This is a genomic window from Variovorax sp. Varisp53 (assembly GCF_059491555.1).
In genome coordinates, this window is sequence record NZ_CP168512.1 from 3,344,552 (window position 1) to 3,363,873 (window position 19,322).

At 69.5% G+C, this 19,322-nt stretch carries 18 protein-coding genes and 1 riboswitch; of the genes, 1 reads left to right on the forward strand and 17 read right to left on the reverse strand.

Annotated features, from left to right (window positions below):
* Positions 1-5: 5 nt before the first annotated feature.
* The 17 genes from ACEOAB_RS15650 to ACEOAB_RS15730 all read right to left on the reverse strand — a co-directional run bounded on the left by ACEOAB_RS15650 (position 6) and on the right by ACEOAB_RS15730 (position 17,182).
* Positions 6-467, reverse strand: coding sequence for an OsmC family protein (locus ACEOAB_RS15650; RefSeq protein ID WP_056592561.1), 462 nt, complete (start codon positions 465-467; stop codon positions 6-8).
* A 27-nt stretch (positions 468-494) separates the two neighbouring features.
* A complete protein-coding gene (locus tag ACEOAB_RS15655) occupies positions 495-1,046 on the reverse strand; it encodes a GNAT family N-acetyltransferase (RefSeq protein ID WP_056592558.1) in 552 nt (183 codons plus the stop codon).
* Between the two features lie 44 nt (positions 1,047-1,090).
* Complete coding sequence (locus tag ACEOAB_RS15660; protein ID WP_056592554.1) at positions 1,091-1,819, reverse strand: LrgB family protein; 729 nt, start codon at positions 1,817-1,819, stop codon at positions 1,091-1,093.
* Positions 1,816-2,169: a CidA/LrgA family protein gene (locus ACEOAB_RS15665; protein ID WP_056592551.1), complete on the reverse strand. Its 354-nt coding sequence runs from the start codon at positions 2,167-2,169 to the stop codon at positions 1,816-1,818. Before ACEOAB_RS15665 ends, ACEOAB_RS15660 begins: the two co-directional genes overlap by 4 nt.
* A 22-nt stretch (positions 2,170-2,191) precedes the next feature.
* Positions 2,192-3,181: an aminotransferase class I/II-fold pyridoxal phosphate-dependent enzyme gene (locus ACEOAB_RS15670; RefSeq protein ID WP_413749785.1), complete on the reverse strand. Its 990-nt coding sequence runs from the start codon at positions 3,179-3,181 to the stop codon at positions 2,192-2,194.
* Entirely contained in the window at positions 3,178-4,152 is a 975-nt protein-coding gene (cbiB, locus tag ACEOAB_RS15675; RefSeq protein WP_413749784.1) for an adenosylcobinamide-phosphate synthase CbiB, read from the reverse strand. The genes ACEOAB_RS15670 and cbiB overlap by 4 nt, the downstream gene beginning before the upstream one ends.
* Positions 4,153-4,173: 21 nt before the next feature.
* Positions 4,174-8,178 carry a cobaltochelatase subunit CobN gene (gene cobN / locus ACEOAB_RS15680; protein WP_495652951.1) on the reverse strand — a complete coding sequence of 1,335 codons (4,005 nt, stop codon included), beginning with the start codon at positions 8,176-8,178 and terminating at the stop codon, positions 4,174-4,176.
* Entirely contained in the window at positions 8,175-8,531 is a 357-nt protein-coding gene (locus tag ACEOAB_RS15685; protein ID WP_413751259.1) for a DUF2149 domain-containing protein, read from the reverse strand. Before ACEOAB_RS15685 ends, cobN begins: the two co-directional genes overlap by 4 nt.
* Positions 8,528-9,001, reverse strand: a complete 474-nt coding sequence (locus ACEOAB_RS15690; RefSeq protein WP_413751258.1) for a MotA/TolQ/ExbB proton channel family protein — start codon at positions 8,999-9,001, stop codon at positions 8,528-8,530. The genes ACEOAB_RS15685 and ACEOAB_RS15690 overlap by 4 nt, the downstream gene beginning before the upstream one ends.
* Positions 9,001-9,696, reverse strand: a complete 696-nt coding sequence (bluB, locus tag ACEOAB_RS15695) for a 5,6-dimethylbenzimidazole synthase (protein ID WP_413751257.1) — start codon at positions 9,694-9,696, stop codon at positions 9,001-9,003. The genes ACEOAB_RS15690 and bluB overlap by 1 nt, the downstream gene beginning before the upstream one ends.
* A gap of 273 nt (positions 9,697-9,969) precedes the next feature.
* Positions 9,970-10,539: a cob(I)yrinic acid a,c-diamide adenosyltransferase gene (cobO, locus tag ACEOAB_RS15700; RefSeq protein ID WP_413751442.1), complete on the reverse strand. Its 570-nt coding sequence runs from the start codon at positions 10,537-10,539 to the stop codon at positions 9,970-9,972.
* A 79-nt stretch (positions 10,540-10,618) separates the two neighbouring features.
* The gene (locus ACEOAB_RS15705; RefSeq protein ID WP_495652952.1) at positions 10,619-11,401 is read right to left on the reverse strand and encodes an ABC transporter ATP-binding protein; all 783 of its coding nucleotides are present in this window, start codon (positions 11,399-11,401) and stop codon (positions 10,619-10,621) included.
* Positions 11,398-12,423: a FecCD family ABC transporter permease gene (locus ACEOAB_RS15710; RefSeq protein WP_495652953.1), complete on the reverse strand. Its 1,026-nt coding sequence runs from the start codon at positions 12,421-12,423 to the stop codon at positions 11,398-11,400. Before ACEOAB_RS15710 ends, ACEOAB_RS15705 begins: the two co-directional genes overlap by 4 nt.
* Positions 12,420-13,292 (reverse strand): ABC transporter substrate-binding protein, encoded by an 873-nt coding sequence (locus tag ACEOAB_RS15715; RefSeq protein ID WP_413751216.1) that lies wholly within the window; start codon positions 13,290-13,292, stop codon positions 12,420-12,422. The genes ACEOAB_RS15710 and ACEOAB_RS15715 overlap by 4 nt, the downstream gene beginning before the upstream one ends.
* A complete protein-coding gene (locus ACEOAB_RS15720; protein WP_413751217.1) occupies positions 13,289-13,888 on the reverse strand; it encodes a bifunctional adenosylcobinamide kinase/adenosylcobinamide-phosphate guanylyltransferase in 600 nt (199 codons plus the stop codon). Before ACEOAB_RS15720 ends, ACEOAB_RS15715 begins: the two co-directional genes overlap by 4 nt.
* Entirely contained in the window at positions 13,872-15,281 is a 1,410-nt protein-coding gene (locus tag ACEOAB_RS15725) for a cobyrinic acid a,c-diamide synthase CobB (protein WP_495652954.1), read from the reverse strand. The genes ACEOAB_RS15720 and ACEOAB_RS15725 overlap by 17 nt, the downstream gene beginning before the upstream one ends.
* Positions 15,266-17,182, reverse strand: a complete 1,917-nt coding sequence (locus ACEOAB_RS15730) for a TonB-dependent receptor domain-containing protein (RefSeq protein ID WP_413749641.1) — start codon at positions 17,180-17,182, stop codon at positions 15,266-15,268. Before ACEOAB_RS15730 ends, ACEOAB_RS15725 begins: the two co-directional genes overlap by 16 nt.
* 88 nt (positions 17,183-17,270) lie before the next feature.
* Positions 17,271-17,528, reverse strand: a riboswitch (cobalamin riboswitch).
* A gap of 55 nt (positions 17,529-17,583) precedes the next feature.
* Between ACEOAB_RS15730 and ACEOAB_RS15735 the strand changes: the two genes are divergently transcribed.
* Entirely contained in the window at positions 17,584-19,302 is a 1,719-nt protein-coding gene (locus ACEOAB_RS15735; protein ID WP_413749642.1) for a ClcB-like voltage-gated chloride channel protein, read from the forward strand.
* Positions 19,303-19,322: the final 20 nt, after the last annotated feature.

The following is a 19,322-nucleotide window of genomic DNA, read 5'->3' on the forward strand; positions in this document are numbered from 1 at the left end:
TCGAACTACACCGGCTCGCAGCGCACCTCGGTCTTCACCGAGTTGGCGATGAAGCATTCTTCATGCGCCCGGTGGTGCATCTGCTCGATCTGCTCGCGCGTAGGAATGTTCTCGCCCGAGAACGCAACCTCCGGCCGCAGCGTGACCACCGTCATCGCCATCTTGCCGTCGGCGTTCTTCTCCATCACGCCGGTGGCCGCGTCGAAGTAGCGGTCGACCACGAACCTGCGCTTCACGGCCATCGTGAGAAACCACAGCATGTGGCAGTTGGAAAGCGAGGCGACGAACATTTCCTCCGGATCGACCGCCGACGCATCCGACATCGGCAGCGGCACTACGTGCGGGGACGACGAGGCCGCCACCTCCGCACCGCCGTCGAAGCGCAGCACATGCCTGCGGCTGTAGGTGTTGCCGAGAAAGTCCTGATCGCCCCGCTCCCAAAGGATTTCCGCGGTGTACTGGGCCATGGGTCGTGCTCCTTGCTCGAAAAAATTTCAGAGATGGATGAAGTATCGGTACTTGGTGAGGCTGCCCTGGCTGGGCAACGTGACGAAGGTCTCGGCCAGGAGGCCGCCATGGGCCGCGATCACCTTCTGCGACGCGAAGTTGTCCGGGCTGGTCGTGATCTCGACGCGGCTCAGCCCCTCGCGCGCGGCCAGCGTCAGCATGGCACCGAGTGCGCGCGTGGCGTAGCCTCTGCGCTGCTTCCACGGCACCACGTTGTAGCCGATGTGGCCCAGGCAGTAGATCGGCAAGGCGTCGGTGCCGGGCTGCCAGCGCAGGTCGATGCTGCCGCAGAACTCGCCGTCCCACATCCAGCACTTGTAGCCCGGCAGGCGCGGCACCTGCGTGCCGTCCGGCATGGTGATGGGCGCGCCCCTGGCCTCGCGGTCGACCAGGCTCGCGAGGAACAGGGCGGGGTCGGCCTTGATCGCGGCGCGTTCCTCGGCGCCCGATTCGGGGCGCGTCTCGTCGCGCGACCAGCCCCTGTTCAACGCCGAGACGTAGCCGGCCAGGTAAGGCCTCGCGGGCCAGACGAGCTCCATCGGCCGGGGATCGGTGACGGGACGGGATCGGTACAGCGGCACCTTCACGCTCCCATCAGTTTGACGACCAGCGGCACCAGCAGTGCGGTCGCGATGCCGTTGAGCCCCATGGCCAGCGCGGAAAATGCGCCCGCCGTCTCGTTCACCTGGATCGCCCGCGCCGTGCCGATGCCATGCGCGGCAAGGCCGACCGCGAAGCCGCGAACCGCGGGCTCCCTGATGCGCAGCAGGTTCAGCAGCCCCGTCGCCATGATCGCGCCCGAGATGCCGGCAATGGCCGCGGCCACCGCCGCCAGCGAGGGCAGCCCGCCGATCTTCTCGGCCACGCCCATGGCAATGGGCATGGTGGCCGACTTGGGCGCGAGCGACATCATCAGCTCGTGCGATCCGCCCAGCACCCACGCGATGCCGATGGCCGACACGATGGCCGCGACCGAGCCCACGAGCAACGCCACGCCGATGGGCAGCCACAGCCGCCGCAGCCGTCCGACCTGGCTGTAGAGCGGCACGGCCAGTGCCACGGTGGCGGGGCCGATCAGGAAGTGCACGAACTTCGCGCCTTCGAAATACGTGTCGTAGGGCGTGCGCGTGAGCAGCAGCACGCCGACGATGACGATCACCGAAACCAGCACCGGGTTGACCACCGGATTGCGTCCGCTGCGGGTGTGCAGCCACAGCGCGCCAAGATAGGCCAGCAGCGTGAGCGAAAGCCACAGCAGCGGCGACTGCGCGAGGAAGACCCAGATCTCGGAGAGCTTCGCGGGCGCGGTCATTCGGCGTCCTTGCCGGTGATGCGGATCATCCAGCGGAACGTGAGCGCGGTGACCGTCATGGTGAATGCCGCACCGGCGATGCCCGCCGCAAGGAACGGCAGCCACTCGCGCCCCACGCGCTCGAAATGCAGCATGACGCCGGTCACGGCCGGAATGAACAGCAGCATCAGGTTGCGCAGCAGATGGCCCGAGGTGTCGGCCAGGACCTGTGGCACGCCGCGTCGCACCAGCAGGCCGGCGAACAGCAGCACCATGCCGATCAGCGGGCCGGGGATGGGCAGGCCAAGCCACTGCACGAGCAGTTCGCCGGCCAGTTGGCAGATAAAGAGCGTGGTGATGGCGTAGAGCATTTTTTCTCGGGGGTGTATGTGGTCAGGACGTGTTTGTCCAGGCCTGTTTCAGCGCCTGCTGGCTGGCCGGGGGCAGTACGCCGAGGCGCACGTGGCCGGGCAGGCCGAAGGAGGTGCAGTCGCGCAGCTTGATGCCTTCGGTGCGCAGCGCGGCGGCCACGTCTGGGTACGGACGGTCGGTGCGTGCGCAAAAGAAATTGGCGTCGCTCGCAAGACACTGCCAGCCGAGCGATTCGCAGACCGCGCGTTGTCGGGTTTTCCAGTCCTTCAATGTCTGCCGGCTTTGTGCGAGCCAGCGTTGTGCCTCCTCGCCGGTCCAGGCCTCGAGCATCGCCACGCCGTGCGTGCCCAGCGGCCATGAGGAGGCCAACCGTTCGATGCGCTGCACGAGGCTCGCATCGGCGTCTTCAGGGGCGATCGCGTAGGCGGCGCGGATGCCCGTCAGGCCCATGGCCTTGTTCGGCGTCCACAGCTGCCAGACGCGGTCGCGCTGAGTGGCGTCGAGCGAAGCCTGGCCTTCGAGGCGCAACGGCTCATAGGCCAGGTCGAGCACACATGCGCCACCCGGGCTCGCCGCCAGCTGCGGCAGATCGGCTTGCGGCTGCCCCAGCGGGCTCGACGGTTCACAGCACCAGCGCAGCGCGGCGTCGCTGTATGCCTGAGGTGCGCGAACCGTTTGCAAACCCCAGGCCTGCGCCGCACGCTCATAGTCGCCATAGCTGTGGGCCGGCAGCCAGACGCGTCGGCCATCGCCTTGCGCGACAGCGGCGCTGATGCGATGAATGAACTCGCTCGCGCTCGCCGCGATGACGATGCGTGCGACTGTCACCCCATGAAAGGCCGCAAGCCTGCTTCGAAGCGCCGTGTACTGCGGGTCCGGATAGTGCGCCGCATCGGCAGCGCGCAACGCGGACAGCACGGCCGGGCACGCGCCCACGGCATTGCCATTGGTCGAGAAGTCGTGCGGCGCGGCGCCGGATGCATCGGGGCCACCGTGCAGGACCGCGCTCATACCCACCTCCAGCCGGTCGTCGCCGCGATGACCAGCGACGCGAACACGCCCAGCGCTGCAGCGGCGCGTCCGCCCAGTTGCGCAGTGCGTTGCATATCCGCCGCCGAAGGCGCGCGCCCCTCGGCATTCAGCGCATACACGCCCGGCTTGGCCAGCCGCACACCGAGCAGCAGCGCCATCGTCGCCATCGGCCAGCCGCTGTTGGGCGACGGCGTGCGACGCGCCTCGCCGGACAACCCCGTGGGCCAGCGCCACGCCGCCAGCGCCAGCAGCCCCACGGTGATGCGCGCCGGAATCCACGAGAGCACATCGTCCGCACGCGCGGCCCATTTGCCGAGCCATGTCCAGTCGCAGCCGTTGCGCTCGCCGCGGTAGCCCCACATCGCATCGGCGGTGTTGGCGAAACGGTAGAGCGCCGCGCCCGGCAGGCCGAGCAGCACGAACCAGAACACCGGTGCCACGAGCGAGTCGTTGAGGTTTTCGGCGAGCGATTCGATGGCGCTCTCGCGCACTTCGCGCTCGCTGAGCCGGGAGACATCTCGGCTCACCAGACGCGCCAGTTGCTTGCGTCCCGCATCGAGCGATACGCCCAATGCGGCTTCGACCGCGAGCACTTCGTCGCGCAGCATGCGCCATGCGAAAAGCGGCTTGAGCAGCAGGCCCAGCAACAATGCACCGGCCCATGCGGGCAACGACAGCGCAACGAATGTCTGCATGGCCATGGCGACACCCCACACGGCCGCCGCGCCCACGCACCACGTCAGCGCGCCGATGAAGAACATCGGCAGATCCACCGGCTTCGCAGGGTGCGCAGGCGGCGCAACATTCGAACCGATCCAGCCGAGGTAGCGCCCCATCCACACCACCGGATGCAGGCGTGCGGGCGGCTCGCCCAGCCAATGGTCGATGGCCAGCGCGAGCCACAGCGTGGCGGTGGCCGCGATGGCGTGCTCGGGATTCAGATAGGGCATGAGTGCCGTCATTCTCGCGAATCAGGCGGGCGCCCTGCCCCGGCGCCACTGCATCAGCGCACCGAGTGCGACAAGCAGTGCGGCGCCCAATGCCACCCAAAGTCGAAGGACGACTGTCCCGGCCTTGGGCGATGGCGCGTCGGCGGGCGTGGGTTCGAGCTTGAGGCCGCTGACGGGCTCGGGACTATCGGGCACAGGCTCGGTCGCCGGTGTTTGCACCGGTGCCGCCGCCGATGCAGCCGCGACCACGGGCTCGACCGACGCGCTCGGCTTGTGCGAAGCCGCAGGCGGCGACAGCTCCGCCCGGGCGAACCGCTGCACACCCGCATTGCGCTCGCGCAGCCCGGTCGCGCGCACCGCCTCCTCATAGGCCCGGGCCAGCTCGCGCCGCGTGGCCGCATCCGGCTTCCAGTAATTCAGCCGCACCGCATCGAGCATGCGCTCCAGCGTCTGCGCGAAGGCCGCGCGGTTGTCGCCTTCCAGCCATTCGCGCGTGCCCAGCTTGTATCTGTCGCGCACGTACACGTCGTGCAGCGACTGCCACTGGTCCTGCCGCACGGCCTGCGGCGCCGTGACCTGCCAGCCCCAGAGGAACTGCGCGGTCTTCAGTACCTGCAGCGTGCCGCTGTAGCCCTCGGCCTTCTGCGCCTCGATCCACTGCGGGTGCAAGTAGCGGGTCTGCATCTCGCGCGCGATGGCGCCTGCGGCCGTGTCGGTGCGCACCGCGCTGCCGTCGCGCAGGTTCTGCACGTAAAGGGCCGGGTCCTTGCCCGTGAGTTGCCGCACGGCCTGCGCGATGCCGCCGAGGTACTGGAACGGATCGTCGTTGGTCAGCACGCCGTAGAGGTTGGAACTGCGCGCCATCAGTGCCGCATCGACCTGCATGAGATTGCCCGCATAGGCGCCAGGCCGCGCGGCGCCGTCGAGGCCCTTGCCGTAGGCGTGGCCCATGCGGTCCATGTAGAGCTGCGCCATCTGCGCGTCGCCGCCGCCGCGTTGCTGGCTCGCCCATACGTCGCTCGCAAGCGCGGCTTCCTCCAGCCCGGCGCCGTAGCTGCCCTGCTCGTTCGAGAACACGCGCGCGGTCGACCAGCGCTGCGCCTCCTGCGCCGATGCGCCTTCCGCGCGGAGCTTGCGTGCCAGTGCCTCGCTGTGCTGCGCCACGGCGTTGCCCGATTCGTGCAGGGCCGCCACCTGCTGCACGGCCTCATCGAGCCAGCGCATCGCGTTGGCAAACTGGTCGCGGTAGGAGCCGGTGACACTGATCAGCACGTCGATGCGCGGCCGCTTCAGCACCGACGCGGGAATCACCTCGATGCCCGCCATGCGCCCGCCCTCGTCCCAGCGCGGCTTCACGCCCATGGCGTAGAAGGCCTGGCTTTCCAGCACGCCCTGGTGGCGCGAGGCCTCGCCGGCCCAGAGCGTGAAGGCGATCTTCTCCGGCGGCTTGCCGGCATGGGACTTCGCGTGTTCGGCGATCCAAGCGTCCATGGCGGCCACGCCTGTCTCCCACGCCGCGCGCGTCGGCATGCGGCTCGGGTCGAAGCCGTAGAGGTTGCGGCCGGTCGGCAGGCTGTCGGGGTTGCGCACCGGGTCGCCGCCGTAGCTCGACTTCAGGTAGCGGCCATCGAGCGCGGTCAGCAGGCCTTCGATTTCCTCGTTGTGCGCGAGCACGGCGTCGAGCTTCTGCGCGCGTTCGGCCAGCAGCAGAAGACTTTGCTTCTCGGCGGCGGTCTTGCCCATGGCGCTTGCGGCCTGCGCATCGGTCAGTGCAAGCTCGACCCAGCGCGCGGGCCGCGAATCAGCAATGTTCTTCGCATCGACCAGGAAGGCCTCGTCGATGTCTTCGCCGAGCGCCCCGACCAGCGGCTTGCCGAGAATCTGCAGGATGGTCATGCGGCGGCGCTGCGCATCGGGCGCCTGCCCGAAGGTCGCGAGGCCCAGCGGCTGCGCGGTCTGCGCGAGTTCGTCGAGGTACGGATGCAGCACGGCGACGAAGCCCGCGAAGTCCGCGCGAATGCGCGCGGGCGTCCAGCTCAGGTCGCGGTCGTAGTGCTGTTCGATGAACTCGGCCGCCAGCTGCTTTTCCATCGCGGTCTTCACGGGGCCGGGCGACAGCGTTTCCCAGTCGTGCATGCGCTCGTGCATTTCCTGCACGCCGGGCCGGAAGCCGGCGGGTGCGAACATCGGCGTCGAATGGCTCACCATCGTCGCCCGGCCGCGGCGCTTGGCGGTGGTGGCTTCGCCGAGGTTGTCCATGATGAACGGATAGACGTTCGGCAGATCGCCGAGCGCAAGCAGCGGATCGTCCTGCACCGACAGCCCGCGCTCCTTGCCCGCCGACCATTCGAGCGTGCCGTGCGTGCCCACGTGCACCACGGCGCCGGCGCCGAACTGCGTGCGCAGCCAGAGGTAGGTGGCGAGGTAGCCATGGCTCAGCGGCACGGGCGAGCGGTGGTAGACCTGCTCGGCCTTGCCCGCCACCTGCGTGCCGGGCTCGAAGCGCGGCGGCTGGCGCAGCACGGCGACGTTGCCGAACTGCACGCGCGGAATCACGAAGGCCGGCTCGCCCGCAACGGGGCGCAGCATGGTCGATCTTTCGGGCGGGCCCCAGTAGCTTTCGATGCGGAGTTGCGTCTCCACGGGCAGCGCGCGAAACCACGCGAGGTAGTGCGACAGCGGCATCGCATCGGCAAGGTTCCTGTCGAGCAGCGGCTGCAGCTCATCGCCCTGCCCCGTCGGGTAATACGCCTTCATCGTGGCCTGCACCTGCGCGATCAGCGCGTCGGCGCCCGGCAGCTCGGTGCGGTAGCCGGCCGACTTCATCGCCGCGAGCATGTTGCTCACGCTGCGCGGCACGTTGAGAAAGGACGCGCCGAAGTTCGCCTCGCCCGGCGGATAGTTGTAGACCAGCATCGCCACGCGGCGGTCCGCAGCCGGCGTGCGCTGCAGGCGCAGCAGCGCGGCAGCCTTGTCGGCCACGGCGTCGACCTGCGCGGGCAGCGGCTGCAGCGTGCCGGCCGCCGCATCGCGGGCGCTGACGAGCATCGGGTCGGTCATGCCTGCCAGCTCGCTCGGGCTGTAGTACGCAGCGATGTCGATTTGCGAGAGGCCGTCTTTGCTCTGCGCCCATTGCGTGGCATCCATCGCCAGCGAAGGCAGCGTCTGCAGGACCGGCACGCCGATGCGTTCGAGCTCGGCCTTGCGCTCATTGGGGCTGAAGACCAGCGAGGCATTGACGATCGCATCGGCCATGCGGCGTTCGCCGGCGTGCGTCATGCGGAAGAACAGGTCTTTCTGCTGGCGCGGGCCGTAGAAGGCATAGGCGCGCAGGCCCCGCCGTTCGAGCGAGGCGATCAGCGCGTCGAGCCAGCCGGTGTCGTCGCCCGTCACGGTGGCGCTGTTGACGGCGATGGCGACCGTGCCACTGCCGGGCAGCCGTTCGATGGCGGCAATGTCGGCTTCGATGCGGGGCCAGGCCGGGTGATAGAGGCCGGCCAGCGGCAGCGGCACGGCATCGGGCAGGCCAGCGAGATTGCCGGGCTGCGCCAGTGCCTTCATTGCCGCGTCGAGGTTGGCGGTACCGGCAAAGCGCCAGTACTCGCGCACCCGCTGCGCCCACGCCGCATCGACACCGCGTTCAGCCACCAGAGGAGCGGCGGCGGAGGTCTGCCCCCTGGCCACCAACGCGAACTCGCCGATCAGCACATACGGCGCGGCGCTCTGCGCAATCGTGTCGCCGAAGCGTGCCGCCGCCGCCTGCGCGACGCTGATGTGCGGCGCATCGATGACGAGCAAACGCGCGCCTTCGAGCGCGGCGGCCAGCGTCCCGGGCGAGTTCTGCGACGCCGACACCACCTGCAGCGGCAGCCCCGCCTCGCGCGCCGCGGCCTGCAACCGCACCACGCGCGCCGGAGACACCAGCGACGTGCTCAGCACCACGACGCGGGAAGGAGCCTGCTGCGCCTGGGCCGGCGCGAAGACACCCAGCCCCAGCATCAACAACCAGAAAAGGAATCGCGTCACTTCCCGCCCTGCGCCGGCACCGCATCGGCCGGCACATAGACCATCGTGCCGTCCTTCAGCCGCCATGCCGTGCCGGCCTTCTCGCCGTCGCCCTGCCCCGTCGCGCCGCTGGCCTTGAAGCGCGTGATCTTGCGGCCCTCACGCGTGACGATCTCCATGTTCGGCTGGCCTTCGTTGCGGATGATCGTCACCTTGTCCTGCGCGAAAGGGTTCATCGGGTTGTTGATGACCGCGATCATCAGCATGCCGATCACCACCATGAACACGTCGATCAGGTTGATGGTCGAGAGCACCGGGTCGTCGTCGTCGCTGTCCAGGCTGCTCAGTATGGAAAACTGGCGACGACTGCTCATGACAGCCGGTCCCGCGCATCGAGCACCGCCACCAGCTCGCGCATGAGCCAGCGGCGGCGCACGGTGTAGACCACGAAGGTGATCGAGGCCGAGGCCAGCGCCACGATCACGCTCGCGAACGCGGGCGCCAGGCTCTGCGCCACGCCCTGCGATTCGCCCGAGGCCACGGCCACGAGCGCGGGGCCCATCGGGATCATGGTGGCGATCAGCCCCAGCATCGGCGCCACGCGGCTGCACAGGCGCACGCCTTCGAGCTGCTTGAGCACGACCAGCTCCATTTGCTCCTGGCTGGCCTGCGCGTGGCGCTGCAGCACCAGCGCGCGCAACGGATCGCGGCGCCGCTGCAGATACTCGATGCCGAACGCGCCGAGGCAGTACACGGCATAGACGAAAGACAGCAGCACGCCCAGCGTCACCGGCCAGAGGAACAGGCGCGCGAGCTCGAAGAGAACTGTATCGAAGGCCAGCATCAGGTGGGCTCCACGGCAGGCGGTTGGTCGAAAAGGTCCGAAGGCCGGCCCCAGCCTTCGTCGAACACCAGCGAAGCGAGCGGCTCGCGCTTCGCCCAGCGTTCGCGCTGCAGCATCGGCTCTTCGTAGAAGCCATGCACGGGGCCCAGGCACAGCAGCGCAATGGGCTCGGCGCCTTCGGGCAGGCCGAGCAGCACCGACACCTCTGCCGGATCGAACAGCGACACCCAGCCCATGCCCAGCCCCTCGGCGCGCGCCGCGAGCCAGAGGTTCTGGATGGCGCACGATGCCGAAGCCAGGTCCATCTGCGGCAGCGTGCGCCGGCCGAACACATGCTTCTCGCGGCCGTCGGCCAGCGTCACCGCCAGCAGTTCGGCGGCGTCGAGCAGGCCCTGCACCTTGAGGCGCATGAACTCGTCTTCACGCTCGCCCAGGGCACGGGCCGTGAGCACGCGTTCCTGTTCGACGACACGGTGCAATTTCTGGCGCAGCGCTTCGCCACGAATGCGGATGAAACGCCAGGGCTGCATGAAGCCGACGCTGGGCGCGTGGTGGGCCGCATCGAGCAGCCGGCGCAGCACTTCGGGCTCGACCTGTCCGCCCGCGAAGTGGCGCATGTCGCGGCGCTCGTGGATGGCGCGGTAGACGGCCTGCGCCTCGTCTGTCGAGAAAGCTTGATGCGTCACGTTGCTCATTCGGGGTGTGTGCACAGGCCACCGGGTACTCCCCTCCGCGAATGTCCCCCGCCTTCGGCTCCTCCTTTATTTCGCTGCGGGGAGCACCCGGTGCCCTGTGCACAACCAGCGCTGCTCTTGTGCTGGCCGATCAACAAGTGCTCTGATCGATCACGCTGGCGGGGTGCCTTGCGCAGCGAAATAAAGGAGGAGGCCGAAGGCCGGGGGACATTCGCGGAGCAAGGTACCCCGTCGGCGTGATCACGCCCTGAACGACGACGACAGCTATTCACCTCAGTCCTCGATGCCGCGCTGCGCCGGGATGCCCGCCTTGAAGGCGTGCTTGACCAACGTCATCTCGGTCACGGTATCGGCCAGCTCGATGATCTCCGGCGGGCAGCGCCGCCCCGTGAGCACCACATGCACATGCTTGGGCCGCGCGCGCAGCGTTTCCAGCACGCCTTCGAGCGGCAGCCAGCCATAGATCAGCGGGTAGGTGATTTCGTCGAGCACCACGAGGAAGAGCTCGCCCGACAGGATCGCCGCCTTGGCCTTCTCCCAGCCGTCGCGCGCGAGCTGGCCCGAGCGTTCGAGGTCCTGGCTCTTCCAGCTGAAGCCGTCGCCGAGGCCTTCGATCGGAATGCCGATCTGCTCGAACATGCGGTGCTCGCCAAAGCGCGCCGACGGCACCTTCATGAACTGGTAGATCTTCACGGCCTTGCCGCGGCCGTGCGCGCGCAGCGCGAGGCCGAAGGCTGCGGTGCTCTTGCCTTTGCCGTCGCCGGTGTTGACGATGACGAGGCCGCGGCGTTCGCCTTCGGGCTTCTCGTAGGGCTTCTCGCTGGGAGGGGTTTCTATTTGCATGGGTTCTCTCGTCAGTTTCGGGGCTGCTGTTTCGGGGTGTGAGCGCACCCCGAATAGCGCGCAAAAAGCACAGCACACGTCATAGCGGCAACGCAATCCACTGGTCCGCCACCCGGTGCACACGGATGCGATGGTCGAACACCTGTTCCAGTGCGGCGTGAGTGGTGGGGTCGCCGCAGCCGCCGTGGTGAACCACGCGGCCGCGGTCCATCACGACCAGCTCGTCGGCAGCCAGCGCCATCGGCAGTTCGTGCAGCACGCTGACCACGGTCTTGCCGCCGGCCACGAGCGCGCGCGCAGTCTGCATCCAGTCCGCCTGGTGCGGTGGGTCGAGGTTGGCGAGCGGCTCGTCCATCAGCAGCAGTTCGGCCTCGACCGCGAGGGCGCGCGCCAGCAGCACGCGCTGGCGCTCGCCACCGGAAAGCTGGCCCAGCGGACGATCGCGCCAGTCCCAGGCCTGCGTGCTGCGCAGGGCACGCTCCACGGCCTCGCGGTCGGCCGTGCTGGGCGCAGCCAGCCAGCGCTGGTGCGGCAAGCGGCCGAGCATGGCGACGTCGTAGACCATCAGGTCGTCGGCACTGCCCTCGCCCGTGCCGCTCTGGCCGAGCCACGAGAGGCGTTGGGCGCGGATGCGCGCCGGCACCTTGCCCTGCGGCTCGCCGAAGAGCCGCACCTCGCCGCGGTGTGCGAGCAGGCCCGCGAGCGCCTTGAGCAGCGTCGACTTGCCCGCGCCGTTCGGACCGACGATGCTGGTCCAGCGGGCGGCGGACAGCGCCAGGTCTATGTCGTGCAGCACCTCGGTAGCGCCCAGCGTGGCGCTCACGCGGCGCGCTTCGAGGGCGGGTGTGTGCCGCTCGCTCATGCCACGCCACTCCGCGCGCCGCGCCGGTGCATCAGCCACAGCAGGTAGCTGCCGCCCAGCACCGCCGTGAGCACACCCACCGGCAGTTCCTGCGGCGCGATCAGCCAGCGCGCCAGCAGGTCAGCCGCCATCAGCAGCAGCCCGCCCATCAGCGCCGACAGCACGATCAGCCGCGCGTGCGTGGTCTTGACGACCGAGCGCACGAGATGCGGCGCGGCCAGACCGACGAAGGCGATCAACCCGGTCTGCGCCACCGCCGCACCCGTGGCCAACGCCAGCACCACGACCAGCGCCGCGCGCATCGCGCCGAGCGGCAGGCCGAGGCTGCGCGCCGTGGCCTCGCCGAGCGCGAGCCCGTCGAGCACCGGCGCCAGCGCCCAGGCCTGCAGCAGGCAGACCGCGCCGACCATCGCCATCACCGCGCAGGCGCTCCAGCCGACGAGGCCGGTGCTGCCCAGAATGAAGCCCTGGATCGCCTGGAGGATGTCGGCCGAAGCGATGGTGATGAGGTCTTTCGCGGCGCCGAGCACCACGCCGACGATCACGCCGGCCAGCAGCAGCCGCAGCGTCTGCTGCACGCCGCGCGCCAGCATCAGCGTGAGCATCACCGCCAGCACCGCACCGAGGAAGGCCGCGCCCGTGAGCCCGAGCCGCATCACCCACTGAGCGCTGGCGGCCGAGCCGCCGAACGTCAGCAGCGCCAGTGCCACGCCGAGCGAAGCGCCAGAGGCACTGCCCAGCAGGTACGGATCGGCCAGCGGGTTGCGGAACAGCCCCTGCGCGACCGCACCCGCCAGCCCCAGCAGCGCGCCGGCCAGCCATGCACCGAGCGTGCGCGGCAGGCGGATCTCCCACACGATCTGCAGCGCCACCGGGTCGTGCCGCGCCGCGAACAGGCTTTCGAAACCGGTGCTCCCGATGCCCAGCCCCAGCGCCATCAGCGCCGCGCCGAGTACCAGCAGGCCCGCGCCGAGCAGCAGGACGCGGCGCAGGTGGGCCGTATGCCTGGACGCCGTGTTCACCGCTTGCTGCCCTTGTCGGCCAAGCACTGCGCCATCAGGCGTGCGGCCTCGTCCATGCGCGGGCCGGGGCGCACGAGCACGTCGGACTGTTCCGCGCTGAAGCGGCAGATGCGGCCTTCGCGCACCGCGCGGATGCCGGCCCAGCCGGGGCGCTGCTCCAGCCCCTGCGCACTGCGCACGCTGACCATGATGAGGTCGGGATTCGCGCGCACCACGTACTCGGGGTTGAGCTTGGGAAACGGCCCCAGCGATGCCGGCACGATGTTCTTCGCCCCGAGCCGCTTGAGCGTCTCGCCGATGAACGACGACTCGCCCGCCGCATACGGCGCGCTGTTCACCTCGAAATACACGCGCAGCCCCTTCGCACTCGCGGGCACCGACTGCGCGGCGGCCGACACGCTGGCATCGATCACGCGCCACACCCTCCGCGCTTCATGCGTGCCCAGCACCTGGTCGAGCTTGTCGAGCACGCGCTGCACATCGGCGTGGCTCTTGGGTTCGAGCACCAGCACCTTCATGCCCAGCGCTTCGAGCCGCTGCGTGACGCGCGACGACTTGGCGAGCAGCACCGCGTCGGGCCTGAGCGCGGCGATGGCTTCCACGTTCGGGTCGATGCCGCCGCCGAGCTGCGGCAGCGCCTTCACCTGTCCGGGCGAATTGGAGTAGCGGTCGACGCCTACCAGCCTGTCGCAGGCGCCGAGCGCGCAGACCGATTCGGTCAGCGCCGGCAGCAGCGAGACGATGCGCTGCGGTGATTGCGGCAGGCTCACGGTTACGCCACGTTCGTCGACCACGTCGAGGGCATGCGCGCCAAGCGCGAATAGGGCCAGGCCCAGCGCAGCCAGTGGAATGCGGATCGTCTTCCTCATGCAGCGGGCGCTTTCAGGCTCAACGGCAGGCCGGCCGCCATCAGGGTGACACGGTCGCATGCAGCGGCCACGTCCTGGTTCAGGCGGCCGAGCGCATCGACGAAGGCGCGCGTCTCGCGGCCGAGCGGAATCACGCCCAGCCCGATCTCATTGCCGACCAGCACCACCGGCCCGCGCGCCTCGCGCAGCGCGGCCAGCAGCATCGCGACGTGCGTTGCCGGTGTGCGCGTCACGGGCGGGGCGTCTTCGGAAGGCACGGGCATCAGCAGGTTGGTGAGCCACAGCGTGAGGCAGTCGATCACGACCAGCGTCTCTGGCGTGCTCTGCGTGACGATGGCGCGCGCGAGCTCGATCGGCTCCTCGATGGTGCGCATGCCGGGCACGCGCTCGGCACGGTCGGCCTGGTGGCGCACGATGCGCTCCAGCATCTCGTCGTCGTAGGTCTGCGCGGTGGCGATCAGCACGGCGCGGTGCGTGCGAGGCTCGGCGGCGAGCCAGTCGATGGCGCGCTGCTCGGCCCGGCGCGACTTGCCGCTCTTCTGGCCGCCCAGGATGAATTCGTGCTCGGCGGTCTTCGGCTTACTCGGTTGCGGCATGGCTCTCCCACTCGATGGGCATGGCGCCGAAAAGGCGGGCTGTGGCTTGCGGACTGGAGGCAAACCACGCGTGGAAATAGCTCGCGCGCACCGAGCCGTGCACGTACAGCGCTTCACCGCTGCGCGCGCCCACGGCCTGCGTTGCGCCAGGCCGAGCGGTGTGGGCGGCAGGCGCGAGCGTCGTTTCGCAGCGCGAATAGTGGAAGGTGTGGCCGCGCAAGGTGTCGCTGCCGAGCGTGAGCTGCTGGGGGCCGAGGCCCGCGAGCCGCTTCTGCATCGTCACGCGGCCGGGCAGCAGGCCCCAGAGGCGGTGGACCTGTGCACCGTCTTGCGTGGCCAGTTCGTCGAACAGCGCCATCATGCCGCCGCACTCGGCCCAGACCGGCTTGCCCGATGCGGCATGCGCGGCGAGCGATTCGCGCATCGGCACGCAGGCGGCCAGCGCTTCGGCATGGAGCTCAGGGTAGCCGCCGGGGAGCCAGACGGCGTCGCAGGCCGGCAGGGCATCGCCGGCGAGTGGCGAGAAAAAGGACAGCCGCGCGCCCAGCGCAGTGAGCACGTCGAGGTTCGCGGGATAGATGAACGAGAAGGCCGCATCGCGCGCGATGGCGATGGTGCGCCCCGCCAGCAACGCCGGGATGGCTGCTTCAGGTTCAGTCGCTTCGAAGCGCACCTGCGGCAGCTGACTGGCCTGCATTTGGCCGAGCGGCGTGGCGGCCAGCACATCGGCCACCGCATCGAGCCGCGCCATCGCATCGCCGAGTTCGGTGGCGGCAACGAGGCCCAGGTGCCGCTCGGGCAGCGTGAAGCCTGCGTCGCGCGGCAAGGCGCCGAGCCATTGCGAAGGCTCGCGCAATGCGTCCTTCAGCATGCCCGCATGCCTTTCGCTGGCCACCCGATTCGCCAGCACGCCCGCCCACGGCAATCCTGGCCGGAAATTCTGCAGTCCGTAGGCCAGCGCGCCGAAGGTGCCCGCCATGGCATGCGCATCGATCACCGCGAGCACCGGCAGGCCGAAACGCTCGGCCAGGTCGGCCGCGCTGGGCGTGCCGTCGAACAGACCCATCACGCCTTCGACGATCAGCAGGTCGCATTCGGCCGCCGCGGCGCGCAGGCGCGCGCGGCAATCGGCCTCGCCGGTCATCCACAGGTCGAGCGAATGCACCGGCGCGCCGGTGGCCAGCGCGAGCCAGTGCGGATCGAGGAAGTCGGGCCCGCACTTAAAGGCGCGCACCCGGCGGCCCTGGCGCGCATGCAGCCGCGCCAGGGCCGCCGCGATGGTGGTCTTGCCCTGCCCCGAGGCCGGAGCGGCCACCAGCACGGCGGCGCACGAGCCCGCCTCGGCACCGGCGGCGCCGCTTCGTGGCGAGGGTTGGCTTAGTGAGGCGTCCACTTGAGACCGACGTACGCGGTGCGGCCGGCATTGGCGTACAGCCGCGCGTACTGGTAGTCCTTGTTGCCCACATTGTCGACGCGCGCCACGAGGTTGAGGTCGCGCGTGATCTGCGTGGAGGCCGACAGGTTCAGCACGGTGTATCCGCCCAGCTTCACGCTGTTGGCTGCATCGTCGTAGCGGCGGCTCGATGTCTGCACCTCGGCGCCCAGCGTCCAGCCGGCAATCCGCCAGTCGGCGCCCAGGGTGGCGTGGCGCTGCGCGCGGCGGGCCAGCAGGTTGTGGGTGGCGAGATCGCGCGGGTCCTGGAAGTCGAACGAACTGCGCAGCGTGACGTCGCCGAAGCGCTGGCTGCCCGACAGCGTGACGCCCTGGTAGCGGGCGCGCGCGGTGCTCGAGTAGCAGCCGAACGAGGAGGCGCAGCCCTTGGCCGTTCCATCGAACCCGATCAGGTTCCGCACGCGGCTGCTGTAGACGACGATGCCCGCCTGCGTAGCGCCTTCGGTGTACTGCAGGCCCAGCTCGACGTTGCGGCTCGATTCCGGCTTGAGCGTGGCCAGGCCGAATTCGCTGAAGCGCTGATACAGCGTGGGCACGCGGAAGGCCGTGCCCGCAGAAGCCGTAAAGCGCAGCGATGGCGTGATGGCATAGCCGTAGGCCGCGCTGCCGGTGGTCTTGCCGCCGAACTCGCTGTCCTTGTCGTGGCGCACGTGCAGCTGCAGCGAATGCGGGCCCTGCACGAAGCCGTAGCCGAGCGAAATTGCATCCTGCGAACGGTCGCGCGACAGCAGTTTGGATGTAGTGGTGGGCGCGTTTTCGAGTGCGTCCTCGCGGCGTTCGAGCGTGGCCGTCACCAGGTGCGGGCCGAAGCGGAACTCGTTCTGGAACAGGTAGCCGCGCAGGTTGGTTTCGGTGCGGTAGAACGAAGGCTGCGTCTTGTAGACCGATTGCGAATCGGTCACCTGCACGCGGGTGCTGTAGACGTCGTTCCACTTGGCCGACCAGGTCAGGCCGGCGGTGCGCAGGGTGTTGGTCGACTGGTCGTCGCGGAACAGGACGGGCGGCCTGGTCCTGTAGGACACGGCGGCGTCGTAGCCGGCCTTGATTTCGCTGGTGAGCAGCGTGGCATCGATGCGCTGGTCGGGCGTGATCTGCAAGCCCAGCTTCACGTTGCCCGAGGTGCTGGTGTAGCCGTCGCGGTCGGGGCTGGCGTAGCCGTCCTTGACCACGTTGCGCTTGTCGGCGGGCTGCACGTTGTAGCCCTTGCTTTCTTCATGCGCCACGCCGAACGAATAGTCGAACAGGCCCGACTTGCCGCTCACGCCGCCTTCGATCTTGCGCAGGCCGTTGCTGCCGAAACCGATGCCCGCGTAAGGCGCCACGCCCTCTTCGCCGCGCCTGGTGAAGAGCTGGATCACGCCGCCGATGGCATCCGAGCCATAGACCGCGGCGGCCGGGCCGCGCAGCACTTCGATGCGGTCGATCTGCGAGAGCGGAATGCCTTCCCAGCCGGCGCCGCCGGTCGATTGCGAGTCGATGCGCACACCGTCGAGGTAGACCGCCGTGAAGCGCGTTTCCGCGCCGCGGATAAACACGCTGGTGGCGTTGCCCAAGCCGCCCGAGCGCGAGATCTCGATGCCGGGCAGGCGCGAGAGAACGTCGGCCACGCCGGTCGCGCCGCTGCGCTCGATGGTCTGCCGGTCGACGATGGACACGTCGCCCACGAGGTCCGACAGCGCCTGCGGCGTGCGGTTGGCCGTGACCACCGTTTCGCCGAGCGTGGGGGCCTCCTGTGCATGGGCCAGGCCGCCGAAGGCGGCAGCCAGCGCCAGCGGCAGGCAGGCGTGGCGGAAACGGCGCGCAGGAGCGCGGCCGCGAGAAAAGCAAACGTGGGAAATCATGGAATGAGCCGAACGAACGTCAATACCCCTCGCCGGCCTCCCCGCCGGCGCCTGGGCGCCATGGCCGCCTCATGCATCGATCACGCATGCGGCAGCCGCCTTGTTGGCCGGTATCCGGGCTGGCAGAACGACCCCTGCCGCCTTCCCAGGCGCCTGTTTCAGGGCACCCAGTGGCTTCGATGGAAAGGGGTTGGCGCCTTGCGGCGCCGTCTGCTTGACCGTTGCGGGGGCAGCGCAGGCGGCTTCGGCCTTGTTCCGACCTGATGGGTCGGGGCTTCCACTCCTGCTTCCCGTTGAACCGCGGCGCGTGAACCACGCCGCAGGCACCAACGGGTGGGATTTTAGAGCCTGCCGGCAGCTCGTTAATTCGAAAGTTGCGGTCGCCGCTAACATCGGCGGCCATGATGCGGCCCGCCTCGGTTTTCCTGGATCTTCGTTCGGCGCTGCAGCGTCTCTTCGGTGTCTCGGGCTGGCAGTCGATGCTGCTGTGGTCCATCGGGGCCGGCCTGCTGGGCACGCTGACGACCGAAGTCTTCCGCGCGGCGCTCCTTGCCTTCGAGCACCTGGTGCTCGGGCCGGGCGAAGGGCTGGTGGCGACGGCCAAGCACCTGCCGTGGTGGGCGCGCATTGCCTGCCCCACGCTGGGCGGGCTCGTGGCCGGGCTGCTGCTCGTGCTGGCGAAACGCGTCGCGCAGCGCAGCGCCACCTCCGACTACATGGAAGCCATCGTGCTCGGCGACGGACGCATCCCGGTAGCGCAGACACTGGTGCGCAGCGCGTCGTCGCTGGTGAGCATCGGCAGCGGCGGCTCCATCGGGCGCGAGGGCTCGATGGTGCAGTTGGCGGCGCTGGCGGCTTCGCTGTTGGGGCGGGTGTTCCGCTTTCCGGTCGAGCGGCTGCGGCTGCTGGTGGCCTGCGGCGCGGCGGCGGGCCTGACCGCGGCCTACAACGCCCCCATCGCCGGCGCCTTCTTCGTCGCCGAGATCGTGCTGGGCTCGATCGCAATGGAGAGCGTGGGGCCGATCATCATCGCCTCGGTGGTCGCCAATGTGGCGATGCGGGCGCTGCCCGGCTACCAGCCGCCTTACAAGATGCCGGCGTTCCCGGAGATCCATGGCGCCGAGGTCGTGCTGTTCTGCGTGCTCGGCGTGCTGCTGGGCTTTGCGGCGATCGGCTTCCTGCGTGCGCTGCAGGGCAGCCGCGCGCTGTTCTCGCGGCTGCCGCTGGCGCTGCCGTGGCGGCTGGCCCTGGGCGGGCTGGTGATGGGCGTGGTGTCTGTGCCCGTGCCCGAGGTCTGGGGCAACGGCTACAGCGTGGTCAATGCGGTGCTGCACACGCCCTGGGCGTGGACGCTGATCGCGATGGTGCTGGCCGCCAAGGCCGTCGCCACGCTGGCCACGGCCGGTTCGGGCGCGGTGGGCGGCGTGTTCACGCCGGCGCTGTTCTTCGGCTGCATGGTGGGTGCGCTGTTCGGCCAGGGCGTGCAGGCGCTGTGGCCGGCCGCAAGCTCGGCGCCGTTCGCCTACGCCATCGTCGGCATGGGTGCGTTCCTGGCGGGCGCGACGCAGGCGCCGCTGATGGCGATCCTGATGATCTTCGAGATGACGCTGAGCTACCAGGTCATGCTGCCGCTGATGGCGGCGAGCGTCATCGCGTATTTCGTCGCGCGCTCGGCCAACGCCGGCTCGATGTACGAGATCACCCTGCGCCGCAACGAACAGCGCGACGCGCAGATGCGCCTGCGCGGGCTGCACATGCGCGACCTGGTGCAGCCAGCCGAAACGGTGGTCAGGCCCGAGGCGGACCGCGAGGCGATGAGCAAGCTCTTCCTGCAGCACCCCGTGAAGTATCTGTACGTGGTCGATGCGGACAACCGCTATCTCGGCGTGGTGCCGCTGTCGGCTCTTGGTATGGCACCCATCGAGACGACCGCGGGCGCCCTGCTCTCGCAGGCCATCCTGCCGCTGACCGCCGACACCGGCCTGGGCGAAGCGCTGCAGCGCTTCCTGGAGCACCTGGGCGAGCGGCTGCCGGTGATCGAGAGCGCGGCCAACCCGGTGCTACTGGGCGTTGCAGCGAAGAGCGCGCTGCTCGCCACCTACGTGCGGCTGAGCGAATAGCGCGCCGGCTTCCCCCTTTC

What these genes read in the sequence shown, in the direction of transcription:
- ACEOAB_RS15650 (WP_056592561.1), bottom strand. Translation starts at nt 467, where the DNA reads ATGGCCCAGTACACCGCGGAAATCCTTTGGGAGCGGGGCGATCAGGAC.
- ACEOAB_RS15655 (WP_056592558.1), bottom strand. Translation starts at nt 1,046, where the DNA reads ATGGAGCTCGTCTGGCCCGCGAGGCCTTACCTGGCCGGCTACGTCTCG.
- ACEOAB_RS15660 (WP_056592554.1), bottom strand. Translation starts at nt 1,819, where the DNA reads ATGACCGCGCCCGCGAAGCTCTCCGAGATCTGGGTCTTCCTCGCGCAG.
- ACEOAB_RS15665 (WP_056592551.1), bottom strand. Translation starts at nt 2,169, where the DNA reads ATGCTCTACGCCATCACCACGCTCTTTATCTGCCAACTGGCCGGCGAA.
- ACEOAB_RS15670 (WP_413749785.1), bottom strand. Translation starts at nt 3,181, where the DNA reads ATGAGCGCGGTCCTGCACGGTGGCCCCGATGCATCCGGCGCCGCGCCG.
- cbiB (WP_413749784.1), bottom strand. Translation starts at nt 4,152, where the DNA reads ATGCCCTATCTGAATCCCGAGCACGCCATCGCGGCCACCGCCACGCTG.
- ACEOAB_RS15685 (WP_413751259.1), bottom strand. Translation starts at nt 8,531, where the DNA reads ATGAGCAGTCGTCGCCAGTTTTCCATACTGAGCAGCCTGGACAGCGAC.
- ACEOAB_RS15690 (WP_413751258.1), bottom strand. Translation starts at nt 9,001, where the DNA reads ATGCTGGCCTTCGATACAGTTCTCTTCGAGCTCGCGCGCCTGTTCCTC.
- bluB (WP_413751257.1), bottom strand. Translation starts at nt 9,696, where the DNA reads ATGAGCAACGTGACGCATCAAGCTTTCTCGACAGACGAGGCGCAGGCC.
- cobO (WP_413751442.1), bottom strand. Translation starts at nt 10,539, where the DNA reads ATGCAAATAGAAACCCCTCCCAGCGAGAAGCCCTACGAGAAGCCCGAA.
- ACEOAB_RS15705 (WP_495652952.1), bottom strand. Translation starts at nt 11,401, where the DNA reads ATGAGCGAGCGGCACACACCCGCCCTCGAAGCGCGCCGCGTGAGCGCC.
- ACEOAB_RS15715 (WP_413751216.1), bottom strand. Translation starts at nt 13,292, where the DNA reads ATGAGGAAGACGATCCGCATTCCACTGGCTGCGCTGGGCCTGGCCCTA.
- ACEOAB_RS15720 (WP_413751217.1), bottom strand. Translation starts at nt 13,888, where the DNA reads ATGCCGCAACCGAGTAAGCCGAAGACCGCCGAGCACGAATTCATCCTG.
- ACEOAB_RS15730 (WP_413749641.1), bottom strand. Translation starts at nt 17,182, where the DNA reads ATGATTTCCCACGTTTGCTTTTCTCGCGGCCGCGCTCCTGCGCGCCGT.
- ACEOAB_RS15735 (WP_413749642.1), top strand. Translation starts at nt 17,584, where the DNA reads ATGATGCGGCCCGCCTCGGTTTTCCTGGATCTTCGTTCGGCGCTGCAG.